The following is a 13,818-nucleotide window of genomic DNA, read 5'->3' as shown; positions in this document are numbered from 1 at the left end:
CCCGCGCCGAGCTGTGCCCGGACATCTTCGCCGACACGGCAGCCTGACCATGACCGACGCAGCAACCAAGATCGCCACCGTTGAGCTTCTCGCGATGCTCCGGCGCAATGACGCAGCTCGTCCGCAGCTCGACTACGCGGCGGAGATCAGTCGTATCGCCGCGCAACGGCGGTCGCGGTGTCAGCGTAGTAGAGCAGAAATTCTGCGTCAGGTTGTTGGCTGCGGTTGTTTGCGATGCCGTTCAATCGCTGCGCAAGCGCGTCAATCGCGGCCGATGCGATGTGCTTGTCCCAAGCCTTCGCGCTGATGCCGATCGTTGCGATCGTGGTCATCAGCTCTTTGATGACCTCGTTCTGAGCCGAGACCAAGAGTTCAGGGTGATCGGTCCCGACACCGCAAAGGTCCGCGACATCGCCTATCAGGTTCGCGACGTGGTCGAGCAGAACGAGAACGTCGTCGACCCGCATCTCGACTGGAACGAACAGTCGCCGTATCTCAAACTCGTCGTCGATCAGGAGCGCGCCCGCGCGCTCGGCCTGACGCCGCAGGACGTCTCGAACGCGCTGGCGCTGCTGATCTCCGGCGCGCAAGTCACGACCGTGCGCGACGGCATCGAGAAGATCGGCGTGGTGGCCCGCGCGGTGCCGGCCGAGCGGCTCGACCTCGCCAAGATCGGCGAACTCACCATCACGGCGCGGGGCGGCATGGCGGTGCCGCTGTCGCAGGTCGCCAAGGTCGAGTACGCGCACGAGGAGCCGATCCTGTGGCGGCGCAATCGCGACATGGCGATCACCGTCCGCGCCGACGTCCGGGATGGCGTTCAGGCGCCCGACGTCACCAACCAGATCTGGCCGAAGCTGCAGAAGATCCGCGACAGTCTGCAGCCTGCCTATCGGATCGAGACCGGCGGCGCGATCGAAGAATCTGCCAAGGGCAATGCCTCGATCTTCATCCTGTTTCCCGTCATGGTCGTCGTGATGCTGCTTTTGCTGATGATCCAGCTGCAGAGCTTCTCGCGGTTGCTGTTGGTGTTTCTCACCGCGCCGCTCGGTATCGTCGGCGCTTCGCTCGGACTCAACGTCGCCGGTGCGCCGTTCGGCTTTGTGGCGCTGCTCGGGCTGATCGCGCTGGCCGGCATGATCATGCGCAACGCCGTAATCCTGGTCGATCAGATCGAGACCGACGTGCGTCAGGGCCTGACCCGGCGCGAGGCCATCATCGAGGCGACGGTGCGCCGCGCTCGGCCGGTGGTGCTCACCGCGCTGGCCGCCATCCTGGCGATGATCCCGCTGTCGCGCTCGGCGTTCTGGGGGCCGATGGCCATCACCATCATGGGCGGATTGTTCGTCGCCACCTTCCTGACGCTGTTCTATCTGCCGGGTCTGTACGCGCTTTGGTTCCGGCGCAGCCTCGATCGGCACGAAGCCGCTCCAGGAGCGGATCATCTTGCGATGCAGCATGCCGAGCCGTCGCAGATCGCCCTTGCCGGCGCCGCGGAATGAATCAATATCTCCGCCGATGAGTCTGGTCGCCGAAAACACCGAAGCCGACATGCGTCACCGTATCCTGGTGGCGGCGGAGCGTCTGTTCCGCGAAATCGGCTATCAAAAGACCACCGTGGCCGATATCGCCAAGGTGCTGCAGATGAGTCCCGCCAACGTCTATCGCTTCTTCGAATCGAAGAAGGCGATCCACCAGGGCGTGGCGCGGCATCTGATGAGCGAGGTCGAGCAGGCAGCGCAAAGCATCGCGGCGGCTCCAGGGCCGGCCGAGACGCGGCTGCGCCAGCTCCTCGCCACCGTCCACCGGATGAATTGCGAGCGCTATATCGGCGACTCCAAGCTGCACGAGATGGTCGCGATCGCCATGGAGGAGAATTGGGACGTCTGCGTCGCGCACATGCGATACATCGTCGAGCGGATCGCGGAGATAGTTGCGGAGGGTGCGCGCAGCGGTGAATTCAAGGTCGCCGACGTCGAACTGGCGGCGGGCTGCACCTGCACCTCGATGATGCGCTTCTTTCATCCGCAGATGATTGCGCAGGCGTTTCACAAGGATGGGCCGACACTGGAGCAGATGACCGACTTCGTGCTCGGCGCGCTCGGCGCGGCGAAGCGCGCGTGACAAGACCAACAAGGATGATCGCGTGACTGATCTGCACTTCTACGAGCCCCAGAGCGGCCACGGCCTCAAGCACGATCCGTTCAACGCCATCGTTGGCACCGCGGCCCGATGGCTGGGATCTCGTCGCGCTCGGCGAGCGGCCACGTGAAACCTGGCGCCCTACAGCTTCTTCAACGCGTTCAACTACACGCCGCCTCTGATCGGATTTTCCTCGACGTCGTGGAAGGACACCGTCGCCAACATCCACGAGACCGGCGAGTTCGTCTGGAATCTGGTGACGATGGAGCTGGCGCAGGCGATGAACGCGACCGCCGCGACGGTGTCGCGCGAGGTCGACGAATTCGAGCTCGGCAAGCTCACCAAAGTCGCCAGCACCAAGGTCGCGCCGCCGCGGGTCGGCGAGAGTCCGGTGGCGTTCGAGTGCAAGCTCAGCGAGATCATCCGCCTCAAAGGTGCGGACGGCGTCGAGGCCGAGGCTTGGCTGACCATCGGCGAAGTCGTGGCGGTGCATATCGACAAGCGCCTGATCAAGGACGGCGTCTATCAGACCGCGATGGCACAGCCGATCCTGCGCGCCGGCCGCCGCGGCGACTACTTCGTGATTCGCGAAGAGGCGATGTTCGACATGCCGCGCCCGGCCTGACGCTGCTGCATTGCAGCGCTGCGTCGACCGGCATTGCCGTTGACGCGCCTGCCGAACACCCGCACGATGCCGGCCTTTGTCGCAGGGACTGCGCGTGGCCGGACTGACGCATCGCCAATCTGAAATTCTCAACCTCGCCCGCGCCTCGGGTCGGGTGATGGTCGACGAGCTCGCCCGCCGCTTCGAGGTGTCGGCGCAGACCATCCGCAAGGATCTCAACGACCTGTGCGACGAGCGCTCGCTGACCCGTATCCACGGCGGCGCCATCGTCGCCTCGGGAGTCGAAAACCTCGCCTACGAGGCTCGCCGCTTCGTCGCCGCCGACGAGAAGAAGGCGATCGGCGCCGCTGCCGCGGCCGAAATCCCCAACGGCTCGTCGCTGTTCATCAATATCGGCACCACGACCGAAGAAGTCGCCAGCGCGCTGACGTCGCATCAGGATCTGTTGGTCATCACCAACAATCTCAACGTCGCACTCATGCTTTACAAATACCCCCGCATCGAAGTGATCGTCGCCGGCGGCACCGTGCGACGCGCCGACGGCGCGGTGATCGGCTCCACGGCGATCAGTCTGATCGGGCAGTTCAAGGTCGATTACGCCATCATCGGCGCGTCGGCGATCGATGCCGAAGGTGCGCTGCTCGATTTCGACTACAGCGAAGTGCAGGCCGCGCAGGCGATCATCGCCAACGCCCGCAGCGTCATGCTGGTTGCCGACGCCACCAAGCTGCGCCGCAACGCGCCGGTGCGCATCTCGCATCTCAGCCAGATCCACACCTTCGTCACCGACGAGACGCTGCCGGAGTCGCTGCAGACCATCTGCACCGCACACGGCGTCAAAGTCATCGAAGCCGCGCCGAAGCTCGGCGCCGAACTCGATGAGAGCGCGGCGTAGGCTCACGTCAGGGTGGCTGCGGGCGCCTTGCGCGACGGTGCAATCGCTTATGAGTGTCAGCTTGGTGACTGAGACGATTACCAGTCCGGCAAATGCCGCTTGCCTGACCGCGTCGGCAGTTCGACTGCTATCCAAGCGGCGTGGATGGCTGCTACTATTAGTTCATTGCGAATGGACCGATACGTGTTTTGAAGTCGACTGCAGCATGAACAGGCGTCGATCGGCCGGCCCTGATTGCGAACTGCATGCATTGATGAAGCGGTGGGCCGTCACCCGATGTTTTTGTCCGGAACAGTGTTCACGTCTTCCCGCAAGCTGCGAAATTCCCGCGGATGGCGCTGGCTCGCCGGTATCCACGTCGCCATACGCGGCACCGCCGTCGGTGTGTTGCTGATCGCCGTCGGTATCCTCAGCGCTTCGGCGACGCCGTCCCGGTCACCGTCCCCGGTCGCCGATGCGTACGAGAACGCAATGCGTTTCGATCAGACCGGCGATGCCGTCCTCGCCGTCGTCGGCCCCGGGATTCTGGTCGTCATGGCCGGCCTGATCGCAGCACTCGTGCTGTTTGCCCGCCACCGCCACGACAGCCGCACCGGCGCGCGGCCGGCCCGGAAGCATAGCCGGAGCTGACGTTACAAGCGCCGCTCGGCAACGACTCGTCATTACCCTCGGCGGTCGCGGTCATTCCGCGCCTCTGCGGTATTGGCTGCGTCGAGACGTGCCCTTGCCCCTGCAGCAAGCGACGACACGATTTCCTGTAACCGCACTGTCATGGGCGCTTGCTTTCGTTTTTCTTTGTGATTAATTCGCTTCCGGATACGAAAGCGACAGAAGCGAAAGGTGCACTGCACAAAATTGGTTGCGGTGCCGGGATAGGGAGCGTCCGTGGGTCAGGTGTTCGACCTCGCGATCATTGGTGGCGGGATCAACGGCTGCGGCATCGCGCGCGATGCGGCCGGCCGCGGCAATTCCGTGGTGTTGTGCGAGATGAACGACCTCGCCAGCGCCACCTCGTCCTGGTCGACCAAGCTGATCCACGGTGGCCTGCGCTATCTCGAGTATTTCGAGTTTCGTTTGGTGCGCGAGGCGCTGATCGAGCGCGAGCGGCTCTGGCAGATCGCGCCGCATATCATCGGCCCGCTGCGCTTCGTGCTGCCGCATCATTCCGGCCTGCGTCCGGCGTGGCGGTTGCGAGTCGGGCTCTTCCTGTACGATTACATCGGTGGCCGGAAGCTGCTGCCGCCGACGCGCTCGGTCGATCTCGCACAAGACGAAGTCGGCAAGCCGCTGATCCCGGGCCGCTTCAGCAAGGGATTCGAGTATTCGGATTGCTTCGTCGATGACGCGCGGCTGGTCGTGCTGACCGCGCGCGACGCAGCCGATCGTGGCGCCGACATCCGCACCCGCACACGCGTCGTGCAGGTCCACCGGCAGGACGGAATCTGGCAGCTCACTACTCAGGACACGCTGACGGGCGCGCGTAGCACCATCGAGGCGCGGGCGCTGGTCAATGCCGCCGGCCCGTGGGTGGAGGCCGTGCTCGGCTCGGGCGCGGGCGTCAATTCGCGCTATCACGTCCGGCTGGTGCAAGGCTCGCATATCGTCGTACCCAAACTCTACGACCACGACCGTGCCTACATCTTCCAGAACGCGGATGGCCGTATCGTCTTCGCCATCCCGTATCAGCGCGATTTCACGCTGATCGGCACCACCGATCGCGACTACGAGGGCGATCCGTCCGCGGTGAAGGCGACGCCCGAGGAGATCGCCTATCTGTGCGACGCCGTCAGTGCGTATTTCGCCAAACCGGTGAAGCCGTCGGACGTGGTGTGGACGTTCTCCGGCGTGCGGCCGCTGTATGACGACGGCGCCAGCGAAGCCAAGGCGGCGACGCGGGACTACGTGTTCGAGCTCGATACGCCTGGCGGCGCGCCGCTGCTGTCGATCTATGGCGGCAAGATCACGACCTATCGGCGGCTGTCCGAGGAGGCGCTGGAGAAGCTCGGGTCCTACCTCAAGGGAAACCGCGCCAAGGAAGGCTGGACCGCGCATTCGTCACTGCCCGGCGGTGACTTCGCGATCGACGGTGCGCCCGCGCTCGCCGCGGAGCTGCAGCGCAACTATCCGTTCCTTTCCGCAGCGCACGCGCTGCGCCTGGTCCATGCTTACGGCACGCGCGCTCGCAATGTACTCGGCTCGGCCCGCAGCGCGGCCGATCTCGGCCGCGACTTCGGCGCCACATTGACGGAAGCCGAGGTCCGCTATCTGATGGCGCAGGAATGGGCGGTGAGCGCTGAGGACATCGTGTGGCGGCGATCCAAGCTCGGACTGCGGATGACCGCGGCCGAGATCGCTGCGCTGGGCGAGTGGCTTACGGCGCACCACGCATCGCAACAATCGCGGCAGCAGGTCGGAGGCCGGGCATGAGCGTGAGCCTCGAACACGTGACGCGCGATATCGACGGCATGCCGGCGATTCGCGATGTGTCGTTGACGCTGGAGCGCGGCACTTTGAGCGTGCTGCTCGGGCCGACGCTGTCGGGCAAGACCTCGATCATGCGGCTGCTCGCCGGCCTCGACAAGCCGACTACCGGCCGCGTGCTGGTCGACGGCAAGGATGTCACCGGCCTCGACGTGCGCAAGCGCTCGGTCGCGATGGTGTATCAGCAGTTCATCAACTATCCGTCGCTCACCGTTTTCGAAAACATCGCCTCGCCGCTGCGCGTGCAGGGCAAGCCGCGCGCCGAGATCGACAGGCGCGTAGCCGAGGCCGCCAGGCTGCTCAAGCTCGAGCCGTATCTGCAGCGCACGCCGCTGCAGCTCTCCGGCGGCCAGCAGCAGCGCACCGCGATCGCGCGGGCGCTGGTCAAGGGCGCCGATCTCGTTCTGCTCGACGAACCGCTCGCCAATCTCGACTACAAGCTGCGCGAGGAACTGCGCACCGAGCTGCCGAAGATCTTCGAAGCCTCGGGGGCGATCTTCGTTTACGCGACGACCGAGCCCTCCGAAGCGCTGCTGCTCGGCGGCCGCACCATCTGCATGTGGGAAGGCCAGGCCCTGCAGGTCGGTCCGACCCCTATGGTGTATCGCCAGCCCGACACTATGCGGGTCGCGCAGGTGTTCTCCGATCCGCCGCTCAATCTGATCAACGTCGAGAAGAAAGCCGGGAAGGTCGCGTATTCGGGCGGCGTCGATGCGCCGGCGTCCGGAGTATTCGCCAATCTGAGCGACGGCGCCTACCGCGTCGGCTTCCGCGCCCATCAGATCGAGGTCGCCAAGCCTGCCGCCGATCGTCACGGTTTCCGCGCCACCGTCGCGGTGACCGAGATCACCGGTTCGGAAAGCTTCGTGCATCTGCGCCGCGGCGATGACTACTGGGTCGCCGTGCTGCACGGCGTGCATGAATTCGAGCCAGGCCAGACGCTCGAGGCCGTGCTCGACCCGGCCAATCTTTTCGTCTTCGACGCCGCCGACCGTCTGGTCGCGGCGCCGCGGGCGGCGTGAGGAGATCCCGATGGCTCGTATCGACCTCGTCGATCTCGCACACTCGTACCTCGTCGGCGACGATCTGCCGGATCAGGCCTATGCGCTGAAGCCGGTGTCGATGACCTGGCGGCAGGGCGGCGCCTATGCGCTGCTCGGCCCGTCGGGCTGCGGCAAGACCACGCTGCTCAACATCATCTCGGGCATCGTCACGCCGTCGCGCGGCAAGATCCTGTTCGACGGCAACGACGTCACCCAGCTCTCGACGCGCGAGCGCAACATCGCTCAGGTGTTTCAGTTTCCGGTGATCTACGACACCATGACGGTGCGCGAGAACCTGGCGTTTCCGCTGAAGAACCGCGGCCTGCCCAAGGCCGACATCGATAAGCGCGTCGCCGAGATCGCCGAGCTGCTCGACCTGACGCCGAACATGAACCGCAAGGCGACGCGGCTCACCGCCGACGCCAAGCAGAAGATCTCACTCGGCCGCGGCCTGGTGCGCAACGACGTCGCGGCGATCCTGTTCGACGAGCCGCTGACGGTGATCGATCCGCATCTGAAGTGGGAACTGCGCTCCAAGCTCAAGGCGCTGCACCGCGCGCTCGATCTGACGATGATTTACGTTACCCACGATCAGACCGAAGCGCTGACCTTCGCCGACACCGTGGTGGTGATGCACGACGGCCGCGTCGTCCAGAGCGGCACGCCCGAGGAATTGTTCGAGAAGCCGGCCCACACCTTTGTCGGCTACTTCATCGGCTCGCCGGGCATGAACATCGTGCCGGCGCAGGTGCGGGGGCGCGAGGCGATCGTCGGTGGTCACGCGCTGGCGCTTGCCCGCAGCTACGATCCGCTGCCGTCGTCAGCCAAGGTCGAGATCGGTGTACGGCCGGAGTTCGTGCATCTCGCCGCCAAGGCGCCCGGACTGATGAGCGGCAAGATCGAGCGCATCGACGATCTCGGCCGCATCCGCTTCGCCCGCGTCCGCGTCGGCGACAGCCTGTTCGCCGCGCGTGTGCCGCCCGGCTTCGAAGTGCAGGGCGACGAAGCGGCGCTGCAGTTCGAGTCGTCGCGCATCCACGTCTACGCCGACAGCCGTATAGTCGAAGGCCGCTCACTGGAGCAAGTCGCCTGATGGAAAAGACCGTCAACCAGAAAGCCTGGTTCCTGGTGCTGCCGGTGTTCGCCATCGTGGCGTTCTCGGCGATCATGCCGCTGATGACGGTGGTGAACTATTCGGTTCAGGATACTTTCGGCAACAATCAGTTCTTCTGGAACGGCGTCGGCTGGTTCAAGGAACTGCTCGATCCGTCGACCGACCTTGGCGGGCGCTTCTTCGCCTCGCTGTGGCGTAACCTGGCGTTCTCGGCGATCATCCTGGCCATCGAAGTGCCGCTCGGCATCGTGGTGGCGCTGGCGATGCCGCGTCAGGGCTGGAGCGTCGCGGCCTGCCTGGTGCTGATGGCGCTGCCGCTGTTGATCCCGTGGAACGTGGTCGGCACCATCTGGCAGATCTTCGGCCGCACCGATATCGGCCTCCTCGGCTACACGCTGAACAGCCTCGGCATCAATTACAACTACGTCGCCAATGATTTCGACGCCTGGGCGACGGTGGTGGTGATGGACGTCTGGCACTGGACGTCGCTTGTTGCGCTGCTCTGCTACGCCGGCCTGAAGTCGATCCCCGACGCCTATTATCAGGCAGCGCAGATCGACGGCGCCTCGCGCTGGGCGGTGTTCAAGGCGATCCAGCTGCCCAAGATGCACCGCGTCCTGTTGATCGCCGTGCTGCTGCGCTTCATGGACTCGTTCATGATCTACAATCCCTCCGCCGGCTCGCTTGCGCCTCTCCCGCGGCTGCTGCACAACGAGCCGCATCTGCGGCCCGCCGCGTCACCCCATCAAGCGTCTGCCATGTCCTCCCCCAAGCTCCACGATTTCCGCCGCATCGTCGTCAAGGTCGGCTCCTCGCTGCTGATCGATTCGGACGCCGGCGAGGTCCGGGCGGGCTGGCTCGCCGCGCTCGCCGCCGATATCGCCGAACTGCATCGCGGCGGCCGCGACGTGATGATCGTCTCCTCCGGCTCGATCGCCCTCGGCCGCAGCCGGCTCAAGCTGCCGCGCGGTGCGCTGAAGCTGGAAGAGAGCCAGGCCGCTGCCGCGGTCGGCCAAATCGCGCTGGCGAGGACCTGGTCGGAAGTGCTGGGCGAACACGGCATCGGCGCCGGCCAGATCCTGGTGACGTTTCAGGATACCGAGGAGCGCCGCCGCTATCTCAACGCCCGCTCGACCATCGCCAAGCTGCTCGAATGGCGCGCCGTGCCGGTGATCAACGAAAACGACACCGTCGCCACCACTGAAATCCGCTACGGCGACAACGACCGCCTCGCCGCCCGTGTGGCCACCATGGCGAGCGCCGATCTGTTGATTCTGTTATCCGACATCGACGGCCTCTACACCGCGCCGCCCGGCAGCAATCCGGACGCGACGCTGATCCCGGTGGTGGAATCGATCACCGCCGAGATCGAGGGCATGGCGGGCGCCGCCGGCTCGGAGCTGTCCCGCGGCGGCATGCGCACCAAGATCGAGGCCGGCAAGATCGCCACCTCGGCCGGCACCCACATGCTGATCGCGTCCGGCAAGATCGACCATCCGCTGAAGGCGATCGCCGAGGGCGGGCCATGCACCTGGTTCCTGACGCCGGCCAATCCGGTCACCGCGCGAAAACGCTGGATCGCCGGATCGCTCGAGCCAAAAGGCACGCTGACCATCGACGCCGGCGCAGTCGCAGCACTACGCGCCGGCGCGAGCCTGCTGCCGGCCGGCGTCATCCGCATCGACGGCCAGTTCGCCCGCGGTGACGCGGTGATCGTGCGCGGCCCCGATACGCACGAGATCGGCCGCGGTCTGGTGGCTTACGACGCCGACGATGCCGACAAGATCAAAGGCCGCTCGTCGTCCGACGTGATGATGATCCTCGGCATCACCGGCCGCGCCGAGATGATCCACCGCGATGATCTGGTCGTGGGCGCGGCGCCGGGTTAGCGCTACGAGAAATCCTCTGGCTCGATATTTTGGCGTCCATGCATGATTCTTAAGACGTCGATCGAGTGACCCACACCGGGCGTGTAGAAGATCGAATAGCCTCTGACGGCAAAGCTTCTCAGATCAGTTCCAAGCTTGGGCCGGGCCCGGCCGGCCCTTGGTGTTTCGGCCAGCCAATCGAGTGTATCGGTAATACGGCTTAGCACCGCATTCGCGGCTGTTGCGTCGTCGACTGCGATGTACTCCCAGATCGCATCAAGGTCGGCATCCGCCTCTTCGCGTAGCCTAAACTTTCGACTCATCTTTGCCAGCCGCAAGCTTTTTGGCGGCGGCTAGCCTTGCTCGCCCGCGCGCTTTGACTTCCTCGGCCAAAGTCTTGCCGTCGACCTCCCGGCCCGGCCCGCTGTCCAGTCCCTTCTGTATCTCGGCCCGCAACGCTTCAAGCTTGGCTTCCCGCGCTTCCATCAGGCGCAGGCTGTCGCGCACGACGTCGCCGGCGCTCTCGTAGCGGCCGCTTTCGACCAGGCTTTCGACGAAAGCCGCGGAGTGCTCGTCCAGAGTATAATTTCCGGCCATGGAAGCCTCCTTGAGGACCGCAAAAGGATAGTGGTCACCCGGTTTGCCCGCAACCAGCTTGGCGTACCGTCATTTTGGGCCTATTTACATGACGGAACAGAGATTTTCAGGCTCCCCATGAACGCCCCGCTCAAGGCCATCGACGGCTCCGCCGAACTCGCCATGCTGATGTCCGCCCTCGCGTCGGACGCCCGTGCCGCCGCGCGGGTGCTGGCGCTGGCGCCGCCGGAGCAGAAGAACCGGGCGCTTCAGATCATGGAGCAGGCGATCCGCGCCAATGCCGACAAGATCCTGGCCGCCAACGCCGAAGACGTCGCCGACGCCAAGGCGGCCGGCACCACCTCGGCGTTTCTCGATCGCCTGACGCTGACGCCGGCGCGCATTGCCGCGATGGCCGACGGCATCGCGGTGGTGCGCGACATCGCCGATCCGGTCGGCGTCGTCACCGAGAGCTGGCAGCGGCCGAACGGCATGACGATCGAGCGCGTCCGCGTGCCGCTCGGCGTCGTCGCGGTGATCTACGAGAGCCGCCCCAACGTCACCGCCGATGCCGGCGTGCTGTGCCTCAAGGCCGGCAACGCGGTGATCCTGCGCGGAGGTTCGGAGAGCTTCCGCTCCTGCCGCGCGATTCACGACTGCCTGGTGCAGGGCCTGCGCGAAGCCGGCCTGCCGGAGGCGGCGATTAGTTTGGTGCCGACCCGCGATCGCGCGGCTGTCGGCCTGTTACTTGGCGGGCTCAATGGCGCCGTCGATGTCATCGTGCCGCGCGGCGGCAAGAGCCTGGTGGCGCGCGTCGAGAGCGAAGCACGGGTACCGGTGTTCGCGCATCTCGACGGCATCAACCACGTCTATGTCGATGGCTCGGCCGATCTCGACATGGCCAAGTCGATCGTGCTCAACGCCAAGATGCGGCGCACCGGCGTGTGCGGCGCCGCCGAGACGCTGCTGATCGACCGCGCCGGCGCCGACAAACATCTGGCGCCGCTGATCGCGATGCTGATCGAGTCCGGCTGTGAGGTGCGCGGCGACGAATCCGTGCAGCGCGCCGACAAGCGTGTGAAGCCGGCCACCAGCGAGGACTGGGACACCGAGTATCTCGACGCGGTGATCGCCGCCAAAGTCGTCGACGGCGTCGATGCGGCGATTGCGCATATTCACGATCACGGCTCGCACCACACCGATGCGATCGTGGCCGAGGACACGCAGGCCGCCGCGAAGTTTCTCGGCGAGGTCGACTCGGCGATCGTGCTGCACAATGCTTCGACGCAGTTCGCCGACGGCGGAGAGTTCGGCTTCGGCGGCGAGATCGGCATCGCGACCGGGAAATTCCACGCCCGTGGTCCGGTCGGCGCCGAACAGCTCACCAGCTTCAAATATCGCATTCACGGCACCGGGCAGACCCGGCCGTGAGCACGACGTCTCGGCGACCGGAGCTTCGCATTGAAGCCCGATAGGGCGCGGCGTGCCGTGCCGGCATTCACACCGGGCATGCGGATCGGCCTGCTCGGCGGCTCGTTCAACCCGCCGCATCAGGCGCACCGTGCCATCAGCCTGTTTGCGCTGAAGCGGCTCAAGCTCGACCGGGTGTGGTGGCTGGTATCACCTGGTAATCCGCTCAAGGATGTGTCCGCACTGTCCGAACTCGATGCCCGCGCCGCGGCCGCTCAGGCGGTGGCCAATGATCCGCGCATCGTGGTCAGCTGTCTCGAAGGCGTCATCGGCACCCGCTATACTTACGACACCATCCGTTATTTGCGTCGGCATTGCCCGAGCGCACGTTTCGTCTGGATCATGGGCGCCGACAATTTGGCACAGTTCCATCGCTGGCAGAGCTGGCAGCGGATCGCCGCCGAGCTCCCGATCGCGGTGATCGACCGCCCTCCCACGACGTTTCGTGCCCTCGCCTCTCCGGCTGCCCGCAGCCTCGCGCGCGCCCGCCTGCCGGCCATTGCTGCGCCGATTCTCGCGGACAGCCCGCCGCCAGCCTGGATGTTCCTCACCGGGATGAAGTCGCCGGTGTCCTCGACAGCGCTGCGCAATCCCGATGGAAGCTGGAAATGATCCAGGGCACTATCCAGGCAGATGGCTGGATTGTGAAGGCGAGCGACCCCACATGACCTTGGTGAGTGCGCTCGCAGTGGTTTGGAATTTCTGCGACTTGATTGCAGTTGAACCGAACGAGCGTGTTGCTCGGCGAGCGAATTCCACTTTGCCGGAAAATGCACTACAATGGCGGTCGGACGCTGAGGATTCGGCGCCCGCGATACAGTGAAAGGAAAGGTCCCTGGCCACATCTGTATTGTCCAAGTCGGCTTCGCCCAAGCAGGTCGCGGCGAAGTCCGGTGCAAACGCAGTTGCTTCGAGGTCCGTGAAAAAGACCCTCCAGGCACCGGCCCCTGACGCGCTCGTCGAGACTGCTCCGCACAAAGCTCCGGATGCCGACGAGACGTTGAAGCTGATCCTCTCCCGCCTCGATGACATGAAGGCGGAGGAGACGATAGCGATTGATCTCCGCGGCAAATCGGCGATGTTCGACTACGTGGTCGTCACCAGCGGGCGGGCCAACCGCCACGTCGGCGCGATCGCCGAGAACGTCTCCAAATCGCTCAAGCAGGCAGGCATCGGCAAGATCCATGTCGAAGGCCTGACGAATTGCGATTGGGTGCTGATGGATTGCGGTGACGTCGTGCTTCACGTGTTCAGGCCTGAAGTGCGCGAGTTCTACAACCTCGAACGGTTGTGGACGCAGGGTCCGTCGCCGGCCAAGACGCTGTAGCGTCGAGGCACAGTCTTAACGGCTCGGCCGCGATTTCGCGGCGCGGCTGAGTTCGCTCTTATCGCTTTGCACCGATGATGTGCCGGTTAATGGTCCGGACCGCAGCAATCTTCCGTTTGCTGACGCGCCATTGATCTGCGATCTCTTCGTGCGATGCGTCTCACCATCATCGTCGTCGGAAAACTGAAGCAGGGACCGGAGCGCGAGCTCGCCGACCGCTATCGCGGACGGTTCGAGGAGCTGTCCCGCCGGCTCGGCTTTCGCAGCCTCGACATCG

At 65.1% G+C, this 13,818-nt stretch carries 13 protein-coding genes and 4 pseudogenes; 14 read left to right on the top strand and 3 right to left on the bottom strand.

The window, feature by feature from the left end; translation table 11 throughout:
• Positions 1 to 146: 146 nt before the first annotated feature.
• On the bottom strand, positions 147 to 332 hold the full coding sequence (locus tag I5M_RS33080; RefSeq protein ID WP_199900025.1) for a hypothetical protein: 186 nt from the start codon (positions 330 to 332) through the stop codon (positions 147 to 149).
• Between the two features lie 36 nt (positions 333 to 368).
• On the opposite strand from I5M_RS33080, the pseudogene I5M_RS08355 reads away from it, so the two are divergent.
• The 10 genes and pseudogenes from I5M_RS08355 to proB all read left to right on the top strand — a co-directional run.
• A pseudogene (locus tag I5M_RS08355) lies at positions 369 to 1,502 on the top strand (efflux RND transporter permease subunit); the annotation flags it as partial.
• Positions 1,503 to 1,518: 16 nt separating this feature from the next.
• Positions 1,519 to 2,124, top strand: a complete 606-nt coding sequence (locus I5M_RS08350; protein WP_022720983.1) for a TetR/AcrR family transcriptional regulator — start codon at positions 1,519 to 1,521, stop codon at positions 2,122 to 2,124.
• Positions 2,125 to 2,146: 22 nt separating this feature from the next.
• A pseudogene (locus I5M_RS29365) lies at positions 2,147 to 2,767 on the top strand (flavin reductase family protein).
• Between the two features lie 94 nt (positions 2,768 to 2,861).
• Complete coding sequence (locus I5M_RS08340) at positions 2,862 to 3,662, top strand: DeoR/GlpR family DNA-binding transcription regulator (protein WP_022720982.1); 801 nt, start codon at positions 2,862 to 2,864, stop codon at positions 3,660 to 3,662.
• Between the two features lie 261 nt (positions 3,663 to 3,923).
• Positions 3,924 to 4,292 carry a hypothetical protein gene (locus I5M_RS08335; protein WP_148287844.1) on the top strand — a complete coding sequence of 123 codons (369 nt, stop codon included), beginning with the start codon at positions 3,924 to 3,926 and terminating at the stop codon, positions 4,290 to 4,292.
• A 255-nt stretch (positions 4,293 to 4,547) separates the two neighbouring features.
• On the top strand, positions 4,548 to 6,089 hold the full coding sequence (glpD, locus tag I5M_RS08330; RefSeq protein WP_022720980.1) for a glycerol-3-phosphate dehydrogenase: 1,542 nt from the start codon (positions 4,548 to 4,550) through the stop codon (positions 6,087 to 6,089).
• On the top strand, positions 6,086 to 7,165 hold the full coding sequence (locus tag I5M_RS08325) for an ABC transporter ATP-binding protein (RefSeq protein WP_031335891.1): 1,080 nt from the start codon (positions 6,086 to 6,088) through the stop codon (positions 7,163 to 7,165). The genes glpD and I5M_RS08325 overlap by 4 nt, the downstream gene beginning before the upstream one ends.
• A gap of 10 nt (positions 7,166 to 7,175) precedes the next feature.
• On the top strand, positions 7,176 to 8,279 hold the full coding sequence (locus I5M_RS08320; protein WP_022720978.1) for an ABC transporter ATP-binding protein: 1,104 nt from the start codon (positions 7,176 to 7,178) through the stop codon (positions 8,277 to 8,279).
• Positions 8,279 to 8,944, top strand: a pseudogene (locus I5M_RS34050) (carbohydrate ABC transporter permease); the annotation flags it as partial. The gene I5M_RS08320 and the pseudogene I5M_RS34050, both read left to right, overlap by 1 nt.
• A gap of 114 nt (positions 8,945 to 9,058) precedes the next feature.
• Positions 9,059 to 10,189 (top strand): glutamate 5-kinase, encoded by a 1,131-nt coding sequence (gene proB / locus I5M_RS33585; protein ID WP_031335890.1) that lies wholly within the window; start codon positions 9,059 to 9,061, stop codon positions 10,187 to 10,189.
• A 2-nt stretch (positions 10,190 to 10,191) separates the two neighbouring features.
• Here proB and I5M_RS31285 read toward each other — a convergent pair whose 3' ends face one another.
• Positions 10,192 to 10,491 (bottom strand): type II toxin-antitoxin system RelE/ParE family toxin, encoded by a 300-nt coding sequence (locus I5M_RS31285; protein WP_083909537.1) that lies wholly within the window; start codon positions 10,489 to 10,491, stop codon positions 10,192 to 10,194.
• Complete coding sequence (locus I5M_RS08310) at positions 10,475 to 10,765, bottom strand: type II toxin-antitoxin system ParD family antitoxin (RefSeq protein ID WP_022720976.1); 291 nt, start codon at positions 10,763 to 10,765, stop codon at positions 10,475 to 10,477. The genes I5M_RS31285 and I5M_RS08310 overlap by 17 nt, the downstream gene beginning before the upstream one ends.
• 117 nt (positions 10,766 to 10,882) lie before the next feature.
• Here I5M_RS08310 and I5M_RS08305 point away from each other — a divergent pair, with 117 nt between their 5' ends.
• The 4 genes and pseudogenes from I5M_RS08305 to I5M_RS08290 all read left to right on the top strand — a co-directional run.
• Positions 10,883 to 12,175 (top strand): glutamate-5-semialdehyde dehydrogenase, encoded by a 1,293-nt coding sequence (locus tag I5M_RS08305; RefSeq protein WP_022720975.1) that lies wholly within the window; start codon positions 10,883 to 10,885, stop codon positions 12,173 to 12,175.
• 30 nt (positions 12,176 to 12,205) lie between these two features.
• Positions 12,206 to 12,826, top strand: a complete 621-nt coding sequence (locus I5M_RS08300; protein ID WP_031335889.1) for a nicotinate-nucleotide adenylyltransferase — start codon at positions 12,206 to 12,208, stop codon at positions 12,824 to 12,826.
• Between the two features lie 388 nt (positions 12,827 to 13,214).
• Positions 13,215 to 13,541: a ribosome silencing factor gene (gene rsfS, locus I5M_RS33580; protein ID WP_031335888.1), complete on the top strand. Its 327-nt coding sequence runs from the start codon at positions 13,215 to 13,217 to the stop codon at positions 13,539 to 13,541.
• A gap of 153 nt (positions 13,542 to 13,694) precedes the next feature.
• A pseudogene (locus I5M_RS08290) lies at positions 13,695 to 13,818 on the top strand (23S rRNA (pseudouridine(1915)-N(3))-methyltransferase RlmH); the annotation flags it as partial.

It is taken from the genome of Rhodopseudomonas sp. B29 (assembly GCF_000333455.1).
GTDB lineage: Bacteria > Pseudomonadota > Alphaproteobacteria > Rhizobiales > Xanthobacteraceae > Rhodopseudomonas.
Note: the sequence above shows the minus strand (reverse complement) of the source record. Positions and strands in the feature narration are given on the sequence as shown.

Excerpts from the sequence above, each read along its gene's own strand:
- I5M_RS33080 (WP_199900025.1), bottom strand. The coding sequence starts at position 332 with ATGACCACGATCGCAACGATCGGCATCAGCGCGAAGGCTTGGGACAAG.
- I5M_RS08350 (WP_022720983.1), top strand. The coding sequence starts at position 1,519 with ATGAGTCTGGTCGCCGAAAACACCGAAGCCGACATGCGTCACCGTATC.
- I5M_RS08325 (WP_031335891.1), top strand. The coding sequence starts at position 6,086 with ATGAGCGTGAGCCTCGAACACGTGACGCGCGATATCGACGGCATGCCG.
- I5M_RS08320 (WP_022720978.1), top strand. The coding sequence starts at position 7,176 with ATGGCTCGTATCGACCTCGTCGATCTCGCACACTCGTACCTCGTCGGC.
- proB (WP_031335890.1), top strand. The coding sequence starts at position 9,059 with ATGTCCTCCCCCAAGCTCCACGATTTCCGCCGCATCGTCGTCAAGGTC.
- I5M_RS31285 (WP_083909537.1), bottom strand. The coding sequence starts at position 10,491 with ATGAGTCGAAAGTTTAGGCTACGCGAAGAGGCGGATGCCGACCTTGAT.
- I5M_RS08310 (WP_022720976.1), bottom strand. The coding sequence starts at position 10,765 with ATGGCCGGAAATTATACTCTGGACGAGCACTCCGCGGCTTTCGTCGAA.
- I5M_RS08305 (WP_022720975.1), top strand. The coding sequence starts at position 10,883 with ATGAACGCCCCGCTCAAGGCCATCGACGGCTCCGCCGAACTCGCCATG.